Annotated in this window: 21 protein-coding genes; 12 read left to right on the top strand and 9 right to left on the bottom strand. The window is 72.0% G+C overall.

The features are described 5' to 3' along the window. Nucleotides 1-976: cellulose binding domain-containing protein (locus HAV39_RS41450; RefSeq protein ID WP_191844555.1), on the bottom strand; the 976-nt coding region annotated here is incomplete at its 3' end. Between the two features lie 302 nt (nucleotides 977-1,278). Continuing rightward, nucleotides 1,279-1,896 carry a TetR/AcrR family transcriptional regulator gene (locus HAV39_RS41445; protein WP_191844554.1) on the bottom strand — a complete coding sequence of 206 codons (618 nt, stop codon included), beginning with the start codon at nucleotides 1,894-1,896 and terminating at the stop codon, nucleotides 1,279-1,281. 151 nt (nucleotides 1,897-2,047) lie between these two features. On the opposite strand from HAV39_RS41445, the gene HAV39_RS41440 reads away from it, so the two are divergent. The 5 genes from HAV39_RS41440 to HAV39_RS41420 all read left to right on the top strand — a co-directional run bounded on the left by HAV39_RS41440 (nucleotide 2,048) and on the right by HAV39_RS41420 (nucleotide 6,918). Beyond that, nucleotides 2,048-3,547, top strand: a complete 1,500-nt coding sequence (locus HAV39_RS41440) for a flavin-containing monooxygenase (protein WP_191844553.1) — start codon at nucleotides 2,048-2,050, stop codon at nucleotides 3,545-3,547. Nucleotides 3,548-3,614: 67 nt separating this feature from the next. Next, on the top strand, nucleotides 3,615-4,517 hold the full coding sequence (locus HAV39_RS41435; RefSeq protein ID WP_191844552.1) for an SDR family oxidoreductase: 903 nt from the start codon (nucleotides 3,615-3,617) through the stop codon (nucleotides 4,515-4,517). A gap of 25 nt (nucleotides 4,518-4,542) precedes the next feature. Next, nucleotides 4,543-5,334: an alpha/beta fold hydrolase gene (locus HAV39_RS41430; RefSeq protein ID WP_191844551.1), complete on the top strand. Its 792-nt coding sequence runs from the start codon at nucleotides 4,543-4,545 to the stop codon at nucleotides 5,332-5,334. An 87-nt stretch (nucleotides 5,335-5,421) separates the two neighbouring features. Beyond that, nucleotides 5,422-6,261, top strand: a complete 840-nt coding sequence (locus HAV39_RS41425; RefSeq protein ID WP_239121060.1) for a helix-turn-helix domain-containing protein — start codon at nucleotides 5,422-5,424, stop codon at nucleotides 6,259-6,261. 66 nt (nucleotides 6,262-6,327) lie between these two features. Further along, nucleotides 6,328-6,918 (top strand): dihydrofolate reductase family protein, encoded by a 591-nt coding sequence (locus tag HAV39_RS41420; protein ID WP_191844550.1) that lies wholly within the window; start codon nucleotides 6,328-6,330, stop codon nucleotides 6,916-6,918. 56 nt (nucleotides 6,919-6,974) lie between these two features. Here the strand turns inward: HAV39_RS41420 and HAV39_RS41415 are convergent, their stop codons facing one another. Beyond that, nucleotides 6,975-8,021: a glucose 1-dehydrogenase gene (locus HAV39_RS41415; RefSeq protein ID WP_191844549.1), complete on the bottom strand. Its 1,047-nt coding sequence runs from the start codon at nucleotides 8,019-8,021 to the stop codon at nucleotides 6,975-6,977. A 155-nt stretch (nucleotides 8,022-8,176) separates the two neighbouring features. Between HAV39_RS41415 and HAV39_RS41410 the strand changes: the two genes are divergently transcribed. From HAV39_RS41410 to HAV39_RS41395, 4 genes are read left to right on the top strand one after another with little or no spacing between them, the layout of a single operon-like run. Further along, nucleotides 8,177-10,264 (top strand): prolyl oligopeptidase family serine peptidase, encoded by a 2,088-nt coding sequence (locus HAV39_RS41410; protein ID WP_191844548.1) that lies wholly within the window; start codon nucleotides 8,177-8,179, stop codon nucleotides 10,262-10,264. A gap of 56 nt (nucleotides 10,265-10,320) precedes the next feature. Beyond that, nucleotides 10,321-11,175: a DUF4184 family protein gene (locus HAV39_RS41405; protein WP_191844547.1), complete on the top strand. Its 855-nt coding sequence runs from the start codon at nucleotides 10,321-10,323 to the stop codon at nucleotides 11,173-11,175. Between the two features lie 44 nt (nucleotides 11,176-11,219). Next, the gene (locus HAV39_RS41400) at nucleotides 11,220-11,645 is read left to right on the top strand and encodes a GNAT family N-acetyltransferase (RefSeq protein ID WP_191844546.1); all 426 of its coding nucleotides are present in this window, start codon (nucleotides 11,220-11,222) and stop codon (nucleotides 11,643-11,645) included. Nucleotides 11,646-11,700: 55 nt separating this feature from the next. Continuing rightward, nucleotides 11,701-12,525, top strand: coding sequence for a metallophosphoesterase family protein (locus HAV39_RS41395; RefSeq protein WP_191844545.1), 825 nt, complete (start codon nucleotides 11,701-11,703; stop codon nucleotides 12,523-12,525). A 13-nt stretch (nucleotides 12,526-12,538) separates the two neighbouring features. Here HAV39_RS41395 and HAV39_RS41390 read toward each other — a convergent pair whose 3' ends face one another. Next, nucleotides 12,539-12,781, bottom strand: a complete 243-nt coding sequence (locus HAV39_RS41390) for a hypothetical protein (protein ID WP_191844544.1) — start codon at nucleotides 12,779-12,781, stop codon at nucleotides 12,539-12,541. A gap of 132 nt (nucleotides 12,782-12,913) precedes the next feature. Between HAV39_RS41390 and HAV39_RS41385 the strand changes: the two genes are divergently transcribed. Beyond that, nucleotides 12,914-13,657, top strand: a complete 744-nt coding sequence (locus HAV39_RS41385; RefSeq protein ID WP_191844543.1) for an SIR2 family NAD-dependent protein deacylase — start codon at nucleotides 12,914-12,916, stop codon at nucleotides 13,655-13,657. On the opposite strand, the gene HAV39_RS41380 is transcribed toward HAV39_RS41385, so the two are convergent. Further along, nucleotides 13,564-14,247, bottom strand: a complete 684-nt coding sequence (locus HAV39_RS41380) for a hypothetical protein (protein WP_191844542.1) — start codon at nucleotides 14,245-14,247, stop codon at nucleotides 13,564-13,566. The two genes, HAV39_RS41385 and HAV39_RS41380, sit on opposite strands and share 94 nt — an antisense overlap. A gap of 65 nt (nucleotides 14,248-14,312) precedes the next feature. Here HAV39_RS41380 and HAV39_RS41375 point away from each other — a divergent pair, with 65 nt between their 5' ends. Beyond that, entirely contained in the window at nucleotides 14,313-14,855 is a 543-nt protein-coding gene (locus tag HAV39_RS41375) for a 2'-5' RNA ligase family protein (RefSeq protein WP_308440922.1), read from the top strand. A 33-nt stretch (nucleotides 14,856-14,888) separates the two neighbouring features. On the opposite strand, the gene HAV39_RS41370 is transcribed toward HAV39_RS41375, so the two are convergent. From HAV39_RS41370 to HAV39_RS41355, 4 genes are all read right to left on the bottom strand, one after another. After that, entirely contained in the window at nucleotides 14,889-15,368 is a 480-nt protein-coding gene (locus tag HAV39_RS41370) for a Fic family protein (RefSeq protein WP_203736757.1), read from the bottom strand. A gap of 142 nt (nucleotides 15,369-15,510) precedes the next feature. Continuing rightward, nucleotides 15,511-15,684, bottom strand: coding sequence for a hypothetical protein (locus HAV39_RS41365; RefSeq protein WP_191844541.1), 174 nt, complete (start codon nucleotides 15,682-15,684; stop codon nucleotides 15,511-15,513). A gap of 164 nt (nucleotides 15,685-15,848) precedes the next feature. Next, nucleotides 15,849-16,946 carry a sugar kinase gene (locus HAV39_RS41360; protein WP_191844540.1) on the bottom strand — a complete coding sequence of 366 codons (1,098 nt, stop codon included), beginning with the start codon at nucleotides 16,944-16,946 and terminating at the stop codon, nucleotides 15,849-15,851. Further along, the gene (locus HAV39_RS41355) at nucleotides 16,936-17,625 is read right to left on the bottom strand and encodes a bifunctional 4-hydroxy-2-oxoglutarate aldolase/2-dehydro-3-deoxy-phosphogluconate aldolase (protein WP_239121061.1); all 690 of its coding nucleotides are present in this window, start codon (nucleotides 17,623-17,625) and stop codon (nucleotides 16,936-16,938) included. The genes HAV39_RS41360 and HAV39_RS41355 overlap by 11 nt, the downstream gene beginning before the upstream one ends. Nucleotides 17,626-17,660: 35 nt before the next feature. On the opposite strand from HAV39_RS41355, the gene HAV39_RS41350 reads away from it, so the two are divergent. Continuing rightward, nucleotides 17,661-18,431, top strand: a complete 771-nt coding sequence (locus HAV39_RS41350; protein ID WP_191844538.1) for an IclR family transcriptional regulator — start codon at nucleotides 17,661-17,663, stop codon at nucleotides 18,429-18,431. The last annotated feature ends 157 nt before the right edge of the window (nucleotides 18,432-18,588 follow it).

Genomic DNA, 18,588 nt, shown 5'->3' with positions numbered 1-18,588 from the left:
CGATCCGGTCCAGCCACACCGCCGTCGACAGGTTCGACACCCGGCTGCCGCCGGACACCGACGCCGCCTTCGCGCTCCACTCCGGGTTCACGTAACCACGCGCCCCCGAGTACGGGTTGTCGACCTTGCCGCTCTGCGTGATGTCGTTGTCGATCTCGGTCACCGCCAGCGAGGCGCCGGTGTAGCCCGAGGCGGACGCCGCCACCGTGGCGGTGCCGTGGGTCTGGTCGCTGTCCTCGGCGGCCGCGATCGAGACGCTCACGCCGGCGACCGCGTTCGACGGGGTCAGCGTGACCGACGACGGGGCGGTGATGCTGGTGTCGCCGCTGCGGGCCAGGGCCACCGTCACGTTGCTGGTCGGCGCGGCGCTCAGCTTGACCGTGACCGACGAGCTGCTGCCCTCGGCGACGCTCACCGACGACGGGGTGATGATGATCGACCGGGTCTGCGGGCTCGGGCTGGTGCTCGGGCTCGGCTGGGTGCTCGGGCTCGGGCTGCTGCTCGGGCCGGTGCTCGGGCTCGGGGTCACCCCACCGGTGGTGCAGGTGGTGTTGTTCAGCGTGAACGACGTCGGCTTGGTGTTGGCGCCGGACCAGCGGCCGTTGAAGCCGATGCTGGTCGACGCGCCGGTGCCGAGCGTGCCGTTGTAGGACAGGCTGTTGCCCGTGATGTTGGCGCCCGACTGCGACCAGGTGGCCGACCAGCCGGGAGCGGTCAGCGTCTGGCCCGACGGGAACGCGAACTTGAGCGACCAGCTCGTGATCGGGTCGCCGGTGTTCTTGACGGTGATGGACGCGGTGAAGCCGCCGCTGCCGGGGGCTTCGGTCCAGTCGTTGCTGGTGTACGCGATGTCACAACCGGGCGCGGCGTGCGCGATCGCCGCGGGGATCGTGACGAGGCCGGCGACCACGAGGGCGCTCGCGCCGGTCAGCGCGATCACCTTGCGCCTTCCGGACAGCCTGATCGGGAATCTCATTGCCTTCTCCTTGGGCCGTTTCCGGATCCCCGGGCAGGGGTCCGGTGTGGACCAGGCACGGCCGAGAGGCGGGCCGCGCCGAGGCGCCACGAGAGTGGTGCGGATTGCCCGGCCCGGCGGGCGGAACTGAGGTGAACGCAGACGACCGGAACGCGGTCCGTGACAACGCCGTCCCGGCGAGACACCGGGTGCCCTCGGCGATGAAATCGCGTGTGCTCCCAACGCGAATGCGGTCATCGTCGCACACGAAACAAGCACGACACAATACCGGTCATCTATGCGTTGACCTGCCGGTGAAAGTTTCAGCCGCGGTGGTTGAGCACCGCCGAGATCAACCGGACCACGTCGGTGTGCAGCGCCGCGAACCGGCCCTCGACGTCCGCGCCGGCCGACCCGGTGTACGGGTCGATGGCGTGCAGCAGCAGCTCGTTGATACCGCCGACGATGGCCAGCGCCTGCGCCTGCGACAGCGGCCGCAGGTCCGGGTCGCTGAGCCGGCCCACCTCCACCAGGTCGACCAGGGTGCCCGCGAAGCGCTGCAGGGTCAGCTGGCGCAGCCTGAACGCGCGGTGCCCGGCCGCCTGCACCTCGATCAGCATGGTCCGGGTGAACGCCGGCATCGTCTCCAGCGCGCCGAGGTATGCCGCCGCGCCGTCGCTGATGCGCTGCGGCCAGGGCTGGTCGCCGGAGGCCGCCGCGCGGATGATCAGCATCAGCCGGTCGCAGACGTGCTCGTAGAGCGCCGTCAGGCACTCTTCCTTGGTCGTGAAGTGCTCATAGAAGGTGCGCTTGGAAACCCTGGCCAGCGCCACGATGTCGGCGATGGTGGTCGATGCGTAGCCCTTCTCGGCCACGCAGGCGGCGAGCGCCGTGGTCAGGTCACGGCGGACCGACTCGGGCGTCCGGGTGGGGGCGGCCAAGGCTCCTCCGCTGGTCGGGCGCGTCAGGGGTCGATTGGGTGGAGACTGTACCGGTGGCTCGTGACGATTTCGGGCCTTCCCTGCTCTGTTACCCGATGGTAATTTCTCGGGCAAGAGCTGGTACGCATTGGTACCACATAGGAGGTCGCCCGTGAGCAGCGACAATGCGGACCGCCATACCCGCATCGCGATCATCGGCGCCGGGTTCGGCGGGATCGGCACCGCCATCCGGCTGCGCGGCGCGGGCTACCGCGATTTCCTGGTCTTCGACCGCGGTGACGAGGTCGGCGGGACCTGGCGCGACAACTCCTACCCCGGCTGCGCCTGCGACGTGCCCTCGCACCTGTACTCCTTCTCCTTCATCCGCAATCCGGGCTGGAGCCGCAGCTTCTCGCCACAGCCGGAGATCTGGGCCTACCTGCGCCGCTGCTCCGACGAGCACGGCGTGCGCCCCCATCTGCGGCTCGGGCACGAGGTGTACGCGGCCGCCTGGGACGCCGACGCGCGGCTGTGGCGGCTCGACACCTCGCACGGGGCATACACCGCGCAGATCCTGGTCGCGGCGGGCGGGCCGCTCACCGAGCCGTCGATCCCCGAGCTGCCCGGCCTCGCCGAGTTCCGCGGCGAGGCGTTCCACTCCGCGCGCTGGCGGCATGACCTCGAGCTGGCCGGGCGCCGGGTCGCCGTGATCGGCACCGGGGCGTCGGCGATCCAGTTCGTGCCGCAGATCGCGCCGCAGGTGGCCGCGCTGACGCTGTTCCAGCGCACCCCGGCCTGGGTGCTGCCGCGCCGCGACCGGCGCATCAGCGCCGTCGAGCGGCGGCTGTTCCGTGCCGCGCCGTTCACCCATCGGCTCGCGCGGGCCGGGGTGTACTGGGGACGCGAGGTCCAGGCCACCGCGTTCCTGCGCCCGGCGCTGATGCGGCTCGGGCAGGGCATGGCCCGCCGGCACCTGCGCCGCTCGGTCGCCGACCCGGTGCTGCGCGAACGGCTCACGCCCTCGTACACGATGGGCTGCAAGCGGGTGCTGCTGTCCGATGACTTCTACCCCGCGCTGGAACGCGCCAACGTGGACGTGGTCACCGAGCCGATCACCCGGGTCACCGCCGACGGCGTGGTCACCGGCGACGGGCGGGCGCATCCCGTCGACACCCTCGTGTTCGGCACCGGCTTCCACGTCACCGACCTGCCGATGGCGCGGGCGATCCGCGGTGCCGACGGGCGCACCCTGGCCGAGCACTGGGCGGGCAGCATGTACGCCTACCGCGGCACCGCCGTCACCGGCTTCCCGAACCTGTTCCTGCTGCTCGGCCCGAACACCGGGCTCGGCCACAACTCCGTCGTGTTCATGATCGAGTGCCAGCTCAGCTACCTGCTCGGCGCGCTGCGCCACCTCGACACCACCGGCGTCGCCGCGATCGAGCCGCTGCCCGAGGCGCAGCGGGCGTACAACGCCGCGCTGGACCGCGCGATGGACGGCACGGTGTGGACCAGCGGCGGCTGCCGCAGCTGGTATCTCGACCCCAGCGGCCGCAACTCCACCCTGTGGCCCGGCTACACCTGGTCGTACTGGCTGCGCACGCGCCGCTTCGACGCCGCCGCCTACCGGGCCGTGCCGGCCCGCACCCCCGTCGCCGAGGAGCACCGATGAGCGAGCGTCACGAACGACTCACGTGCCTGGGTCCCCATGCCCGTGACGAGCGCAGCGAGGAGCGGGCATGAGCAACGAGCTGCGTGACCAGGTTGTGCTGATCACCGGCGCGGCCCGGGGCATCGGCGCGCACACCGCCCGCCTGGCGGCCGCCCGCGGGGCGCGGCTGTCCCTGGTCGGGCTCGAACCGGACCGGCTGCGCCGGCGGGCCGAGGAGCTCACCGCCGCCCACGGCGCGGGCGCCGCAGCCTGGTTCGAGGCCGACGTCACCGACTCGGCCGCGCTGGAGCGGGCCGTCGCCGGGACGCTGCGGGCCTTCGGGCGTATCGACCGCGTGCTCGCCAACGCCGGGATCGCCGGTCTCGGCACGGTCGCCACGGGCGACGTCGAGGCGCTGGCCCGCACCGTCGAGGTGAACCTGATCGGCGTGATGCGCACGGCCGCCGCCACGGCCGCGCCGGTCATCGCCGCCCGCGGCTACTACCTGCTGGTGTCGTCGACGGCGGCGTTCACCGCGCTGCCCGGCATGTCCGCGTACTGCGCGGCGAAGGCCGGGGTCGAGCACTTCGGCAACGCGCTGCGGCTGGAGCTGGCCCACCACGGCGTCGGCGTCGGCACCGCCCACCCCGGGTGGGTCGACACCGACCTGGTCCGCGACGCCAAGGACGACCTGCCGTCGTTTCGCGCCGCGTTCGGCAGCCTGCCCTGGCCGGTCGGCTCGACCAGCTCCGTCGAGCGGTGCGCGCAGGCGTTCGTGCGCGGGCTGGAGCGGCGGCGCAGGCGGGTGTACGTGCCGCGCGCCATCGGCGGTGTGCAGCTGCTGCGCACCGTGGTGAACAGCGCGTTCGCCGACCGGCTGGTGGGACGGCGGTCGCGGTCGCTGGTGCCGCAGCTGGAGCAGGAGGTGGCGGCGCTGGGCCGGTCGTTCGGCGTGCACAGCGCCGAGTCGGGCCGCAGGGGGATCCGGTGAGCGGGCGACGGAAGCGGGTGCGGGCATGACGATCGAGGTGGCGTACGAGCGCCGCGGCGCGGGCGAACCGCTGGTGCTGATCCACGGCATCGGCCATCACTGGCGGGCCTGGGAGCCGGTGCTCGACCTGCTGGCCGAGGCCCACGACGTGATCGCCATCGACCTGCCCGGCTTCGGCCGATCGCCGGTCCCGGCCGACGGCATGCCCGCCGACATGGCACAGACCGTCGCCGCCGTCGCCCAGTGGTTCGACGAGCAGGGCCTGCACCGGCCGCATGTGGCGGGCAACAGTCTCGGCGGCGCGATCGCGCTGGAACTGGCCGCGGCCGGGCTCGTCGCCTCCGCGACCGCGATCGCCCCGGCCGGTTTCTGGAAGCGCTGGCAGGTGCGGTACGCGCTGACCGTGCTCACCGCGCTGCGCTGGGGCACGCTGCTGCCCCAGCCGATGGTGCGCGCCAACATGCGGCCCGCACGCACCCGGGCCCTGGCCTTCGCGATGCTGATGAGCCATCCCGGCCGCATCGACGCCGAGCGCGCGGTCGCCGACGCCCTCGCGCTGCGGACCGGCGCCGGGTTCGGGCCGGTCGCGAAGGTCGCCGGGCGGGGCTACGAGTTCCGCGGCGAGCCGTCCGTGCCGGTGACCGTGGCCTGGGGCGATCGTGACCGGATCCTGCTGCCGCGCCAGGCCGGCATCGCCCGCGACCGGCTGCCGCAGGCCCGCCACGTGACCCTGCCCGGCTGCGGCCACGTCCCGATGAGCGACGACCCGGCCCTGCTGGCCGAGGTCATCCTCGCCACCACCGCCCGCCGCACCTGATCACGGCCGGAAAGGAAGGATGCCGGCGGTGGCGCGGCCGGGCCGTCCCGGCGTGCGATGCCGGCGTGCGTCGGCGATGCTGTGAGCGTGGAGTACGTGTCCAGAGTGCCGCGACCGCTGCTGGACGGGCTGATCGACGACCTTTACTACCTGGCGGGTGCGCCGCCGTACGCCCGGCTGATGCTGCCGCCCGCGCCGTCGGCGCTGCTCATCGTCAACCTCGGGGCGCCGTTCCGCATCCGCGCCGGCACTGACGTCGAGACGGCCGAGTACGCCGACGGCTGCGTGATCACCACTCCCACCCGCGCGTGGGAATTCGGCTACCCACACCCGACCCGGTCCGTCGGCGTGCACGTCAAGCCATGGGGGCTGGCGCCGTTCCTGCCGATGCCCGCGGCCGAGCTGTGTGACCGGCCGGTGACGGTGGAGCAGGTGTGGGGCCGGCCCGCCGTTGCCGAGCTGCGAGACCGGCTGGCCGCGGCGGACGGACCCCACGAGATGCTGACGCTGCTCGAGGAGGAGCTGATGCGGCGGCTGTGCGACACCGCGGGCCTGGGGCTGGTCCGCCATACGAGCCGGGTCATCGCGGCGACCGGCGGGGCGGCGGCGATCGGCGACCTGGGCAAGGCAGCCGGTGTCAGCAGCACTCATCTGGCACAGCGGTTCAAGGAGCTCATCGGCGTCACGCCCAAGCGGCTGGCCCGCACCTACCGCTTCGCCGCCGCCGTGTTCGCGATCGACCCGGCCGGACCGATCGACTGGGGCGACCTCGCCGGTGGCGCAGGCTACTTCGACCAGGCCCACTTCGGCCACGACTTCCGGGCGTTCACCGGGCTCACGCCGACCCGGTACGTCGAGGTCCGGCGGCGGTTCATGCGCGAACATCCCGGCCACGCGATGGACGGCTGGCCGCTGCCGGCCGATTGATTTCTTACAAGAACGACAGCTCACGGCACGCTAATTTGGGGGCGTCCCCAAGCAGAGGAGAGCCCCGTGGGCAAGGTGGTCTTGTACAGCTCGGTGTCGGTGGACGGTTTCGTCGCGGACGCCGATGATCAGCCCGGACCGCTGTTCGACTGGTTGTCCAGCGGTGACGTCCCGCTGGACGAGAGCGGCGTGTTGAAGGTGTCGCAGACGTCCTACGACTACACCCGGCCGTACTGGGACCAGATCGGGGCGACGGTCGTCGGCCGCCACGTCTTCGACATGACGGACGGCTGGGACGGGAAGCCTCCGGGCGGGATCGACCACGTGGTCGTCGTGACGCACCGGCCGGCGCCCGAGGGCTGGGACCCCGAGGCCCCGTTTCACTTCGTCGACGGCGTCGAGGCGGCCGTGGCCAAGGCGCAGGAGCTTGCGGGTGACCGCATGGTCGAGGTCGCCGCCGGCGACGTCGGTGGCCAGGTGTTTGCCGCGGGCCTGATCGACGAGGTGCGCATGGACGTCGTACCCGTCGTGTTCGGATCCGGCAAGCGCTACTTCGGGTCGGTCGACGCGCAGCACCTGTTGGCGGATCCGGACGTGGTGATTCAGGGCAACCGGGTGCTTCACCTGCGCTATCAGGTGCGCCGTCGACCGAGCTGAACGGGTACGCGACAGAGTCCTGACACAGGATCGGGCGTCCCTCGGTCCTGGCGGGGTCAGTGGGTGAAGTCGAGGACGACTTTGATGTCGTCGGGTCGGTTCTCCAGGGCCGCGGCGTGGTCGGCGGCGGGGACACGGCGGGTGATCAGGGCGGACAGCCAGGCGGGGTCGGCGGACCGGAGCGCGTGGGCCGCTTCCTGCCAGTGGCGCAGGTTGGCGTTGACCGAGCCGAAGACCACGTTGTTCTCCAGCACCATGTCGCGGTTGAGGCCGCCGAGGTCCAGCGCCAGCTTGCGGCCGCCGCTGGAGACGCCGGTCAGGCACACCGTGCCGTTGGGGCCGACCTGGTCGATGACCTGCGCGATGAGCGGCGGCGCGCCGGTGCACTCCAGCACCAGGTCCGGCTCGAAGCCCAGGTCGCCGACCAGGCCGGTGTGGTAGGTCGCGCCGAGGCCGGCGACCAGCTCGGGTTTGGGCCCGTCGGTGGACCGGTCGAGGACGTGGACCTCCAGGTCGCGCTGGCGGCCCAGCAGCGCGGCCAGCAGACCGATCGGGCCGGCGCCGGTGACCAGCACGGTCCTCGGGTCGTACCGGGCGCGCAGGCCGATCCGTTCGATGTGCTCCCAGGCCTTGGCGACCACACTGGCGGGCTCCAGCAGCATGCCCACCTCGAGCAGGGAGGCGTCCAGGCCGACCGCGAAGTCGGGCTCGACGCGCCAGCGCTCGCGGGCGAAGCCGTGCCGCTGCTTGATGCCGCACTCCACGTACTGGCCGTTGCGGCACATGTCCCACTCGCCGACCAGGCAGTTGAGACAGGGCACCGGGTCGGGCCGGCGCACGATGCCGGCCACCAGGTCGCCGGGTTGCCAGCGACCGGAGTCGTCGGAGATCACGCGGCCCAGCGACTCGTGCCCGATGACCAGGCGGTCTCCCGGGCCGGGCGCGGTGCCGTACTCCCCCGCGACGATCTCGCGGTCGGTGCCGCACACGCCGACGGCGATCGCGGCCACCAGCACCTGGCCCTCGGACTCGTCCGGTTCGGGCAGGTCGTCGACGTACTGGGCCGAGTTCGGGCGTCCCGCCTCGACGATCAAACCTCGCATAGCCGTCACCTTAGGCTCGTCGGTCGTCATCCGACAGGCATTCGCCCGCCGGCCCGGCCATGTCCACGATGCCCGGCTTGCCGGGTCTACCGGCCAGCGTCAGACGCCACTGCTCGCACGTGCGACAACACCGCGTGTAGTGCATCCTTTACTGCATGTCCACGGACCGCGCCCCCTCCGCCTACCCGCCCGCCGCCCGGCTGAACCTCGTGGAGCAGATCCACGGGCACCGGATCGCCGACCCCTACCGCTGGTTGGAGGACCCCGCCGACCCGGACACCGCGGCCTGGTCCCGCGCGCAGGACGAACTGCTGGCCGAACACCGGGCGGGCTGGTCCGACCGCGCCGCCCTGCGCGAGCGGCTGGCGCAGCTGCTCGCCGTCGGCGCGGTGACGGCGCCCGTCTGGTACGGCGAGCACGGCTTCTTCCAGCGGCGGGCGGCCGAGCAGGACCACGCGGCACTGCTGGTGATCGAACCCGACGGGACCGAGCGGGTCCTGCTCGACCCGAACGCCGTCGACCCGACCGGGGCGACGACGCTGGACTGGTACTACCCGTCGCCGGAAGGCACCCTGCTGGCGTACGCGCTGTCGGTGGGCGGCACCGAGGAGCCGCTGCTGCGGGTGATGGAGGTGGCCACCGGGACGATCGTGGACGGGCCGATCGACCGGATGCGGCACACCGCGATCGCCTGGCTGCCCGGCGGCGAGGCCTTCTACTACTCGCGGTTCCTCGCCCCGGGCACGGTCGAAGGCGACGACCCGAAGCTGCACCGCCGGGTGTACCTGCACCGGCTCGGCACCGACCCGGAGACCGACTCGCTGATCCTCGGCGACGGCTCGCCCCGCGGCCGCTACTTCATGCCGCGGGTGTCCCGGGACGGCCGCTGGCTCACCATCAGCGAGACCCAGGGCACCGACCCGCGCAACGACCTGTGGCTGGCCGACCTGTCGGCGAGCCCGCCGGAGGCGCCCGCGCTGCGAGCCGTGCAGCAGGGCGTCGACGCGATGACCTACCCGCACTTCCACGGCGACCTGGTCTACCTGCAGACCAACCGCGACGCGCCGCGGTGGCGGCTGTGCGTGGCCGACCCGGCCGACCCGGCGTACGCGAACTGGCGCGAGCTGATCGCCGAGGACGCCGGGGCGGTGCTCGACGACTACGAGATCCTCGACGGCCCGGCGCTGGAGTCGCCGGTGCTGCTGGTGGCCACCACCCGGCACGCGCTCAGCGAGCTGACGGTGCACGAGCTGCACACCGGCGAGGAGGTCGCCAAGGTCGCGCTGCCCGGCGTCGGCAGCCTCGGCCCGCTGACGTCGCGCCGCGACGGCGGCCACGAGGCCTGGTTCAGCTACGGCGACCACACCACGCCCGGCACCGTGCACCGCTTCGACGCCCGCGACAACACCGTCGGCCTGTGGGCCCGGCCACCCGGCGCGGTCGTGGTCGGCGACGTGGTGACCGAGCAGGTCACCTACACCTCGCCCGACGGCACCGACGTGCGCATGTTCGTGGTCGCGCCCGCCGGGACCGCCACCGGGCCCCGGCCCACGCTGCTGTACGGGTACGGCGGCTTCAACATCTCGCTGACCCCCTGGTACTCGCCGATGGCCATCGCCTGGGCGGAGGCCGGCGGGGTGTGGGCGGTGGCGAACCTGCGCGGCGGCGGAGAGGAGGGCGAGCAGTGGCACCGCGACGGCATGCTCGCCCGCAAGCAGAACGTCTTCGACGACTTCCACGCCGCCGCGGACTGGCTGGTCGCGTCCGGCACGACCACGCCGGGCCAGCTGGCGATCATGGGTGGCTCCAACGGCGGCCTGCTCGTCGGCGCGGCGCTGACCCAGCGACCGCACGCGTACGCCGCCGTGGTCTGCTCCGCGCCGCTGCTGGACATGGTCCGCTACGAGCTGTTCGGCCTCGGCTCGACCTGGGCCGGGGAGTACGGCACCGCCGCCGACCCGGAGCAGCTCGGCTGGCTGCTGGGCTACTCGCCGTACCACCACGTGCACGAGGGCGCCGAGTATCCGGCCGTGCTGTTCACCGTGTTCGACGGCGACAGCCGGGTGGACCCGCTGCACGCCCGCAAGCTCGCGGCCACGCTGCAGCACGCGACGTCGAGCACCCGGCCGGTGCTGCTGCGCCGCGAGGGCGACGTCGGGCACGGCAACCGGTCCGTGTCACGGACCCTGGACCTGTACGCGGACGAGCTGGCCTTCCTGACCGCGTACACCCGTCGGGCCTGAACCGCCCGCCTGGCCCGGCCGATGCGGCATGATCCGACTCTCTCTAGAGTCGGATCATGCCGCTGACGCTTCCGACCCATCCCGTCGCGGTCGTTCCGCTCAAGCTGTGGCGTCCGCGCTGGTTCGACGGTGTCGCGTTGACGATCGGCGCGGTCGCGCCCGACCTCGCCTTCGCCGCCGACGGTTACGGCGTGACGATCCACAGCCATGCGTGGCACGCGCCCCTGTGGTGGGCGCTGCCGCTGACCCTCGTCGGCACCCGGCTGGTCCGCTGGGCGGCGCCGTCGGTCGCCGCGCACCTGCCCGCGGGCGGCCCGCTGGCCTTGCGCGACTACGGCGCGCTGGGCCTGGCCCGTCACCCCCTGCTGGTCACCGCGGCCTCGGCGCTCATCGGTGCGGCCAGCCACATCGGCTGGGACGCGTTCACCCATCCGACCGTCGACGGCGGCCGGGTCCTCCTCCCGGTCCTGCACCGCCAGGTATGGACGGGCATGCCGTGGTGGGAGTTCCTGTCCGCCGCCTCCAACCTCGTCGGCTTCGCCGCCGCCATCGCCGTGCTGGTCCACCTCGGCCGCACCCGCCTGCTGCGGCACTGGTACGGGCCGGGACCCGCGACGGCCGCGCCACGGCCCACGCTGTTCTGGTCCGTGGTGACCCTGGTGTTCGCCCTCGGCCTGGCATCGCTGCCCCTGCACCCGGTGCGGCTGATCGGCGACCAGGCCGTGCGAGTGATCCTGTTCGCCGCACTGGCGCTCTTCGCGGGCGCCGCGGCGGTACGGACGCATGCCACCGTCCAGCCACCCGGATCTCCGGGGCGACCCGTCCGGGCCGTACGGCAGGGCGTGGACAAGGTGGACCCGGCCGCTCACCCGATGTCGGACACGGCAGCCGGTCGGGGTCAGGAAACCTGAACCCGTTCCCGACGCCCCGTGCGGAAAGCAGGGAGAATCCCCGCATGCCCTTCGCCCTGCGCGCCGCGGACGCCGCCGACATCGAGCGGCTGCTCGCCTTCTGGAAGACCGCCGCCGAGAACACCGACCGCGACGACGCCGCCGGGGCGGTGGCCGCGCTGCTCGCCCGCGACCCCGAGGCGCTGCTGCTGGCCGTGGACGGTGACGAGATCGTCGGTTCGCTGATCGCCGGCTGGGACGGGTGGCGCTGCCACCTCTACCGGTATGCCGTACACCCGGATCGCCGCCGCCAGGGCATCGGGCGCGCCCTGCTCGACGCCGCCGAGCAGCGGTTCGCGGCCCTGGGCGGCCGGCGGGCCGACGCGATGGTGCTCGACGACAACGACCTCGCCGCCACGGCCTGGACCGCAGCCGGATACCGGCCGCAGCCGCAGTGGTCGCGCTGGGTCAAACCGCTGACCGGCCGCTGACCGGCCGGCGCGGCACGGGACAGCGGCCTGCCGGCACCGGCAATAGGATCATGAAATGCGCCAGCCCCTCGACCGCATCGCTCTGATCTCCGACGTGCACGGCAACCTGACCGCGCTGGAAGCGGTGCTCGACGACATCGACGCCCGCGGCATCACCCGGATCTTCAACCTCGGCGACTACGTCGGCAAGGGACCGCGCGGGCGCGAGGTCATCGACCTGTGCCGCGAGCGGTGCGAGGTCAACATCCTCGGCAACTGGGACGACTTCCTGCCCGACCCCGACCGGAGCTTCGACACCCCGACGAAGGCGCTCGCGTGGTGGCTGGCGCAGCTGGCACCGGGGCAGGGCGAGTGGCTGCGGGCACTGCCGTTCAGCCACGACTTCCTGATGAGCGGGCGGCGGGTGCGGCTCTTCCACGCGTCGTCGGACTCGGTGCACCACCGCGTCCGGTTCGACCACGACGAGGCGGAGTTCCTGTCGATGTTCGCCAATACCCCGGCGACCGGCGACGGGCCGGAACCCACCGTGGTCGGGTACGGCGACACCCACGACTCGTACTACGAGGTGGACCGTGCCCGGCGCACGCTGTTCAACACCGGCAGCGTCGGCAACTCGATGGACGACCCGACCCCGGTGTACGTGATCCTGGAGGGGGTGTACGGGTCCGACGCCGAAGCGCCGTTCTCGATCCAGTTCGTGCGGGTGCCGTACGACGTGGACGCTGAGCTCGCCGTGGCCCGGGAGATGGGCATGCCCGAGTACGCGGGATACGAGTCCGAGATCCGGAACGGGATCTACCGCGGCGAGATGAACGAGCCGGACGGCCCTGCCTACCACCGCCGCCCACACGACGGCATGCTGTCGCCGAGTCAGGGCTGAGCCGTCGCAGTGATCAGCCGGCCGCGGGACGCTGGTGGCCGCATTCGAGTTCGGCGCCCGTCCGGTGGTCATACACGGCGACGTTGAAGCAGTCGCCCTCGTCGACGACGACGATCACGTGGTCGGGCATGGTGTCGATCGACAGCCCGGAGCTGGGCGCCTCCGGGTCGCCCAGGACGATGAACTCGTCTCCGGGAAGCATCCAGTAGTCCATCCCGAGCGGTTCGACGAAGAGGCAGACCACACGGTCGCCCACGTTCCGGACCGGAAGCCTGTCCATGTCTCGTCCCCCGACTCTCGCGTCCGGTCACGATATCCGGCGCGGTTTCACACCACTGCCCAGGTATATCGAGCTGCTGAGGCCGCCGCTGTTCACTATCGTGCTGCCATGACCGAGCCCAAGCCGATGATCGCCGTGCTCACCGGGGCCGGGATCTCCACCGACTCCGGAATCCCCGACTTCCGTGGCCCCCAGGGTGTCTGGACCAAGGACCCGGCCGCGGAGAAGATGTTCACGTACGAGTACTACATGGCCGATCCGGCCGTGCGCCGCGCCTCGTGGCGGGCCCGCGCCGACAACGCGGCGTGGCACGCCCAGCCCAACCCGGCCCATCTCGCGCTGGTCGAGCTGGAGCGGGCCGGCTTCCCCGTGCGGATCATCACGCAGAACATCGACGGCCTGCACCAGAAGGCGGGCTCGACCCCGCGCAAGGTGCTGGAGCTGCACGGCACGATGTTCACGGTGCGCTGCATGGGCTGCGGCGAACACGGCACCATGCGCGACGCCCTGGACCGCGTCGAGGCCGGCGACCCGGACCCCGCCTGCCTGTCCTGCGGCGGCATCCTCAAGGCCGGCACCGTCATGTTCGGCGAGAACCTGGACTCCGACACCCTCAACCAGGCCGGCTCGATCGCCAAGGCGTGCCAGATCTTCTGGGCCGTCGGCACCTCACTGCAGGTCCAGCCCGCCGCGTCACTCTGCGCCATCGCCATGACCGAGGGCGCGAAGACCACCATCGTCAACGCCCAGCCGACCCCCTACGACATCGTGGCCGACGAGGTGATCCGCGACCCCATCGGCAAGGCCCTCCCCCGCATGGTCGCCGCCCTCATCGCCGCCCACCCGTCCTGAAGATCACGACGATCTTGCGCGAGCTGTTGCCGATACGCCCGATGTGAGCGTGTCGCACCCACCGTTCGCGCAAGATCGTCGTGATCAGTGGGGGGTGTCGAGGGGGTGGGGGGCATGGCTACGGTCCAGGTTTTCTGGACGCCGAGGAAGACCAGGATGGATAGGAGTACTGCTTCGAGTTGGAGTGGGGTCAGGGCGATGTTCAGGGACTTCACGGCGCTCGGGGGGAGTTCGGCGATGAGGGTGACCAGGGCGTAGGCGGGGACGGCGATGTAGCGGAGCAGGTTGGCGATGCCTTGGGTGCCGGTCTGGCGGTGGATCTGGCGGGCCAGCAGGATCGCGCCGACGCCGCCCGCGATGCCGGCCAGGGTGAAGGCGGTGCGCCAGAGCAGGACCACGGTCGGGGCGACCTGGGCCAGCAGGGACAGCGTGCCGGGGATGGCGAACTGCAGGGAGACCAGGTACGCCGTGCGGCGGGACGCGGCGTCGTGGCGGCTGAGCTCCTTGCGGTCGGTCACCACGACCAGCCACGGGCCGAGCAGGGTGAAGTTGATCGCGGCCACCGCGGCGTAGAACGGGTCCAGGTCCACGGTGTCCGATCGTACGGCGAAATGCCCCTTTTAAGCCGTCAATACTCGGTCGTCCGGGGACGATCATGGAGGTAGTCTCTGCCACCATGGCCGCCGCCCTGGAGCTCTACCTCGACCCCGTCGCCACCGCGCGCCTGCGTACCCTCTGGAACGCGCTCGAGGCCGAGGGCGTGCCCACCCTGCGCGACCTCACCCACCGCAAGCACCGGCCGCACCTGTCCATCACCAGCGCGGACGTGCTCGACGGTCCCGCGGTGGAGGCGGCGCTGCAGGGGCTGGCGATCGCACCGCCGATCAAGCTGACGTTCGACCACATCGGGCAGTTCCTGGGCCGGGTGCTCTGGCTCGGACCGGTGCCGACCGCCGAGCTGCTGACCCACCACGCGGCCGTGCACGGGCGGCTGGCCGCCGCCGGCATCGAGACCGGCTCGTTCTACCAGCCCGGGGCCTGGGTGCCGCACTGCACGCTGTCCATGCGGGTCCCGCTGGTGCGCATGACCGACGCCATCCGCCTCTGCCTGGACATGCTTCCCCTGGAGGCGACCATCGTCGGCGCGGCCGTCGCCGACCACGCCCGCGACCTCTACCACCCGCTGCCCACTGCCTGAGCGGGCCGACGGGCGCGGCTTCGGCAGCAGCACCTACTCGAGCGGCTGCACTGCGACGAAGGCCGCAAGATCGCGCGGGTCGCGATTCCCGTCGTACCGGCGGAGAAGTTCGATGTACGTCGGCTTGTCGACGTTCCAGTCGTAGGTCTCTAGCGTCTCGTCGTCTTGCGAGGCGAGGAACACCAGATCCGCAAGTAACCGGGTGGTGCGGCCATTGCCGTCCGTGAACGGATGGATTCTGACGGTCTCAGCGTGCACCGCGATACCGAGCTGGCGTGCTGTCCAGTCGTCGGTGTATTCCCAGCGATAGAGGATCGTCTGCAGCGAACTCCGAAGCTCGACGGCCACCTGCTCCGGCGCGACGCCGATGGTCACCTCATGCTTGCGGTAAATGCCGGCCCAGGTCCAGATATCGCCATAGAGCTGTCGGTGGAGGTCGCGGACGAAGCTGTCACCGAGGAGGACGCCGAGGGTGAGGTCACCCTCGAGGATCTCCGGCACCAGTCGTTCCACCACGGCGGCATACACCGCCTGCTCAAGATCGTAAATGGCGGCTTTGCCGACCGGCTCCCCGAGAGCGTCCTGATTGCCGGGAGCAGGCCCACCAGTTCGTCATCAGCAACCGGGGTCTCGCCGTATCCCGGGGTGAGCGGCATCAGCCTTGCGCCCGGCGTGCCGCCAGGATCGCCTCGACCTTCGCGGAGCGTACGTACCCGGCTGGAACGTCACGACGCTCCAACTGTGCCGAGGCCTTCGCGGACCTGACAGCGAAGCGCTTGACGGCCTCCTCGGTCACCGTGCGCTTCTTTCCGTCTGCTCGATGCTCCACGACCGCACCTACCCTTCATCCGCAACAATATGGCACGGGACCGCCGCCACGTAGGGCGCCAACGAGCGACAGAACACCTGCCCCGGCAGTGTGACGGCTCGACTGCGCGCCGAGCGGGCGAGGTTCAGCCCAGGCCGTCGTGGCGGCCTGGGCGGAACCGTTGATCAGCGCTGGACGCGGGCGCCGCCGCCTGCCATCAGGGACTCGACCTCGGCGCGGGTCGCCATCGAGGTGTCGCCAGGGGTGGTCATCGCCAGCGCGCCGTGGGCAGCGCCGTACTCGACGGCGCGGCCCAGGTCGCCGGTGCTGATCAGCCCGTAGATCAGGCCGCTGGCGAAGCTGTCCCCGCCGCCGACCCGGTCCATGATCTCCAGGCCGGGGCGGTGCGTGGCGTGCGCGAAGCCGTCGCGGCTCCAGGCCACCGCACCCCAGTCGTTGACCGTCGCGCTGCGCACGGTGCGCAGCGTCGTGGCGACCACCTTGAAGTTGTCGTACTCCTGCACGACCTGGCCGATCATCTTCTCGAAGTTCTCGGCTTCCAGGTCCGACAGGTCCGCCGAGGTGCCGGGCACCTCGAAGCCGAGGCTCGCGGTGAAGTCCTCCTCATTGCCGATCATCACGTCGACGTAGCGGGCCAGCCGCTGGTTGACCTCCTGCGCCCGCGCCTTGCCGCCGATCGCCTTCCACAGGCTGGGGCGGTAGTTGAGGTCGTACGAGATGACGGTGCCGTGCCGCCGGGCGGCCGCCATCGCGGCCTCGATCACGTCGGGCGTGGTGTCGGACAGCGCGGCGTAGATGCCTCCGGTGTGGAACCAGCGCACGCCCAGCGTGCCGAACAGGTGCTCCCAGTCGACGTCCTCGGGCCGCAGCCGGCCGGCGGCGGTGTGCCCGCGGTCGGAGACGCCGACCGCGCCGCGCACGCCGAAGCCGCGCTCGGTGAAGTTGAGGCCGTTGCGCACGGTGCGGCCGATGCCGTCGTACGGCATCCACGTGACCAGCGAGGTGTCCACACCGCCGGTGAGGATCATGTCCTCCAGCAGGCGGCCCACCTCGTTGTCGGCGAAGGCGCTGACCAGTGCGGTGCGCATGCCGAAGCACCGGCGCAGCCCGCGCGCGACGTTGTACTCGCCGCCGCCCTCCCAGGCGCGGAAGGAGCGCGCGGTGCGCACCCGGCCCTCGCCCGGATCGAGGCGCAGCATCACCTCGCCGAGCGAGACCAGGTCGTAGCGGCAGTCCTCGGCGGGACGGACCTCAACGGGCATCGGACTCTCCCCTGGTGTCGGTCTCGGCCGGGCGGGTGGCCGCGACGGCCGCAGCGGTGCGCCGGGTGATCTCGGCGTAGTCCCCGGCGGCCAGCAGGTCGGCGGCGACCATCCAGGTGCCGCCGACCGCGAGCACGGCCGGCACGGCCAGGTAGGCCGCGAGGTTGGCGGTGGTCACCCCGCCGGTGGGCACGAAACGCACCCCGGGGAACGGCGCCGAGAGCGCCTTGACCATCGGGGCTCCGCCGAGCTGCTCGGCCGGGAAGAACTTCACCGCCTCCAGGCCCGCTTCCAGCGCCATCTGGATCTCGGTGGGGGTGGCCACGCCGGGGAACACCGGCACGCCGAGCTCCTGGCAGCGGCGCACCACCGCGGCGCTGAAGCCGGGGCAGACCACGTAGCGGGCGCCCGCGTCGACTGCCCGCTCGGCCTGCTCGGGGCTCAGCACGGTGCCCGCGCCGACGAGCAGGTCCGAGGAGGCGGCGAGCCGCTTGATCGCGTCGAGCGCGGCGGGCGTGCGCAGGGTGACCTCGATGGAGTGGAGGCCGCCCGCGGTGAGCGCGGCGGCCAGCGGCTCGGCCGCGGACGCGTCGGGGAGGATGACCACCGGCAGCAGCCGGTCGCCGGCCAGCAGCCGGACGATGTCCGATGAGCGTTCATGTTGGTAAACGGCAGTCACGTATGTGACCATAGTGGTGGACGAAGGGATTGGCAATGAACCAGCAGGGGGCCGACCGCCCGCCGGTGAAGTCCTCCGAGCGCACCCTCGAACTGCTGGAGGCGCTCGCCGCCGGCGGCCCGCGTGGGCTCGTCGAACTCTCCCGTGAGCTGGACATTCCCAAGAGCAGCCTGCACGGGTTGCTGCGCACGATGAGCCAGCGCGGCTGGGTGGAGACCGACCCCGCCGGCACACGCTTCGGCCTCGGCGTACGCGCCCTGCAGGTCGGCGCGTCCTACCTGGACAGCGACGATGCGATCGGGCTGGTCAACGCCGCCCTGGACGCCCTGGCGGCCCGCTTCGGCGAGACCGTGCACCTGGGACGGCTCGACGGGCCGAACGTCGTTTACATAGCGAAACGTGAGTCGGCGCATCCGCTGCGGCTGTTCAGCGCGATCGGCCGCCGCCTGCCCGCCCACGCCACCGCGCTGGGCAAGGCGCTGCTGGCCGCGCGCGCCGACGACGAGGTCGACCGCCTGCTCGACTGGCCACTGGCCGCGCTCACCCCGCACACGCTCACCACCCCCGACGCGCTGCACGCCGAACTGGCACGGATCCGCGAGGCCGGCCACGCCGAGGACCGCGAGGAGAACACCGAGGGCATCATGTGCCTGGCCGTCGCCGTGCCGCTGCGCTCCCCCGCCGTCGACGCGATCAGCGTCTCGGTGCCCCTGGCCCGCCTGCGCGACACCACCGTCGCCGAGATCGTCGCCGACCTGCACCGCCACGCCACCCAACTCCGCGCCGCCGCCCACCTCCTCCCCTGACCCACCACCCCACGCCCGCCCGGGTTGATCATGAACTTACGGACGTGTTCGACGGCGCGTCGCCACCCTGCCACCGTGATCACCCCGGCGCGCCATGGCCGGTGAAGGTGATCACGGTGTCGCGGCAGCGCGCGCCGCAGGTGGCCCAGCGCCAGGT

The sequence above is a fragment of the Catellatospora chokoriensis genome (genome assembly GCF_011297315.1).
In the GTDB taxonomy this organism is placed as follows: domain Bacteria; phylum Actinomycetota; class Actinomycetes; order Mycobacteriales; family Micromonosporaceae; genus Catellatospora; species Catellatospora citrea.
This window is presented reverse-complemented; position numbering and strand designations above follow the sequence as displayed.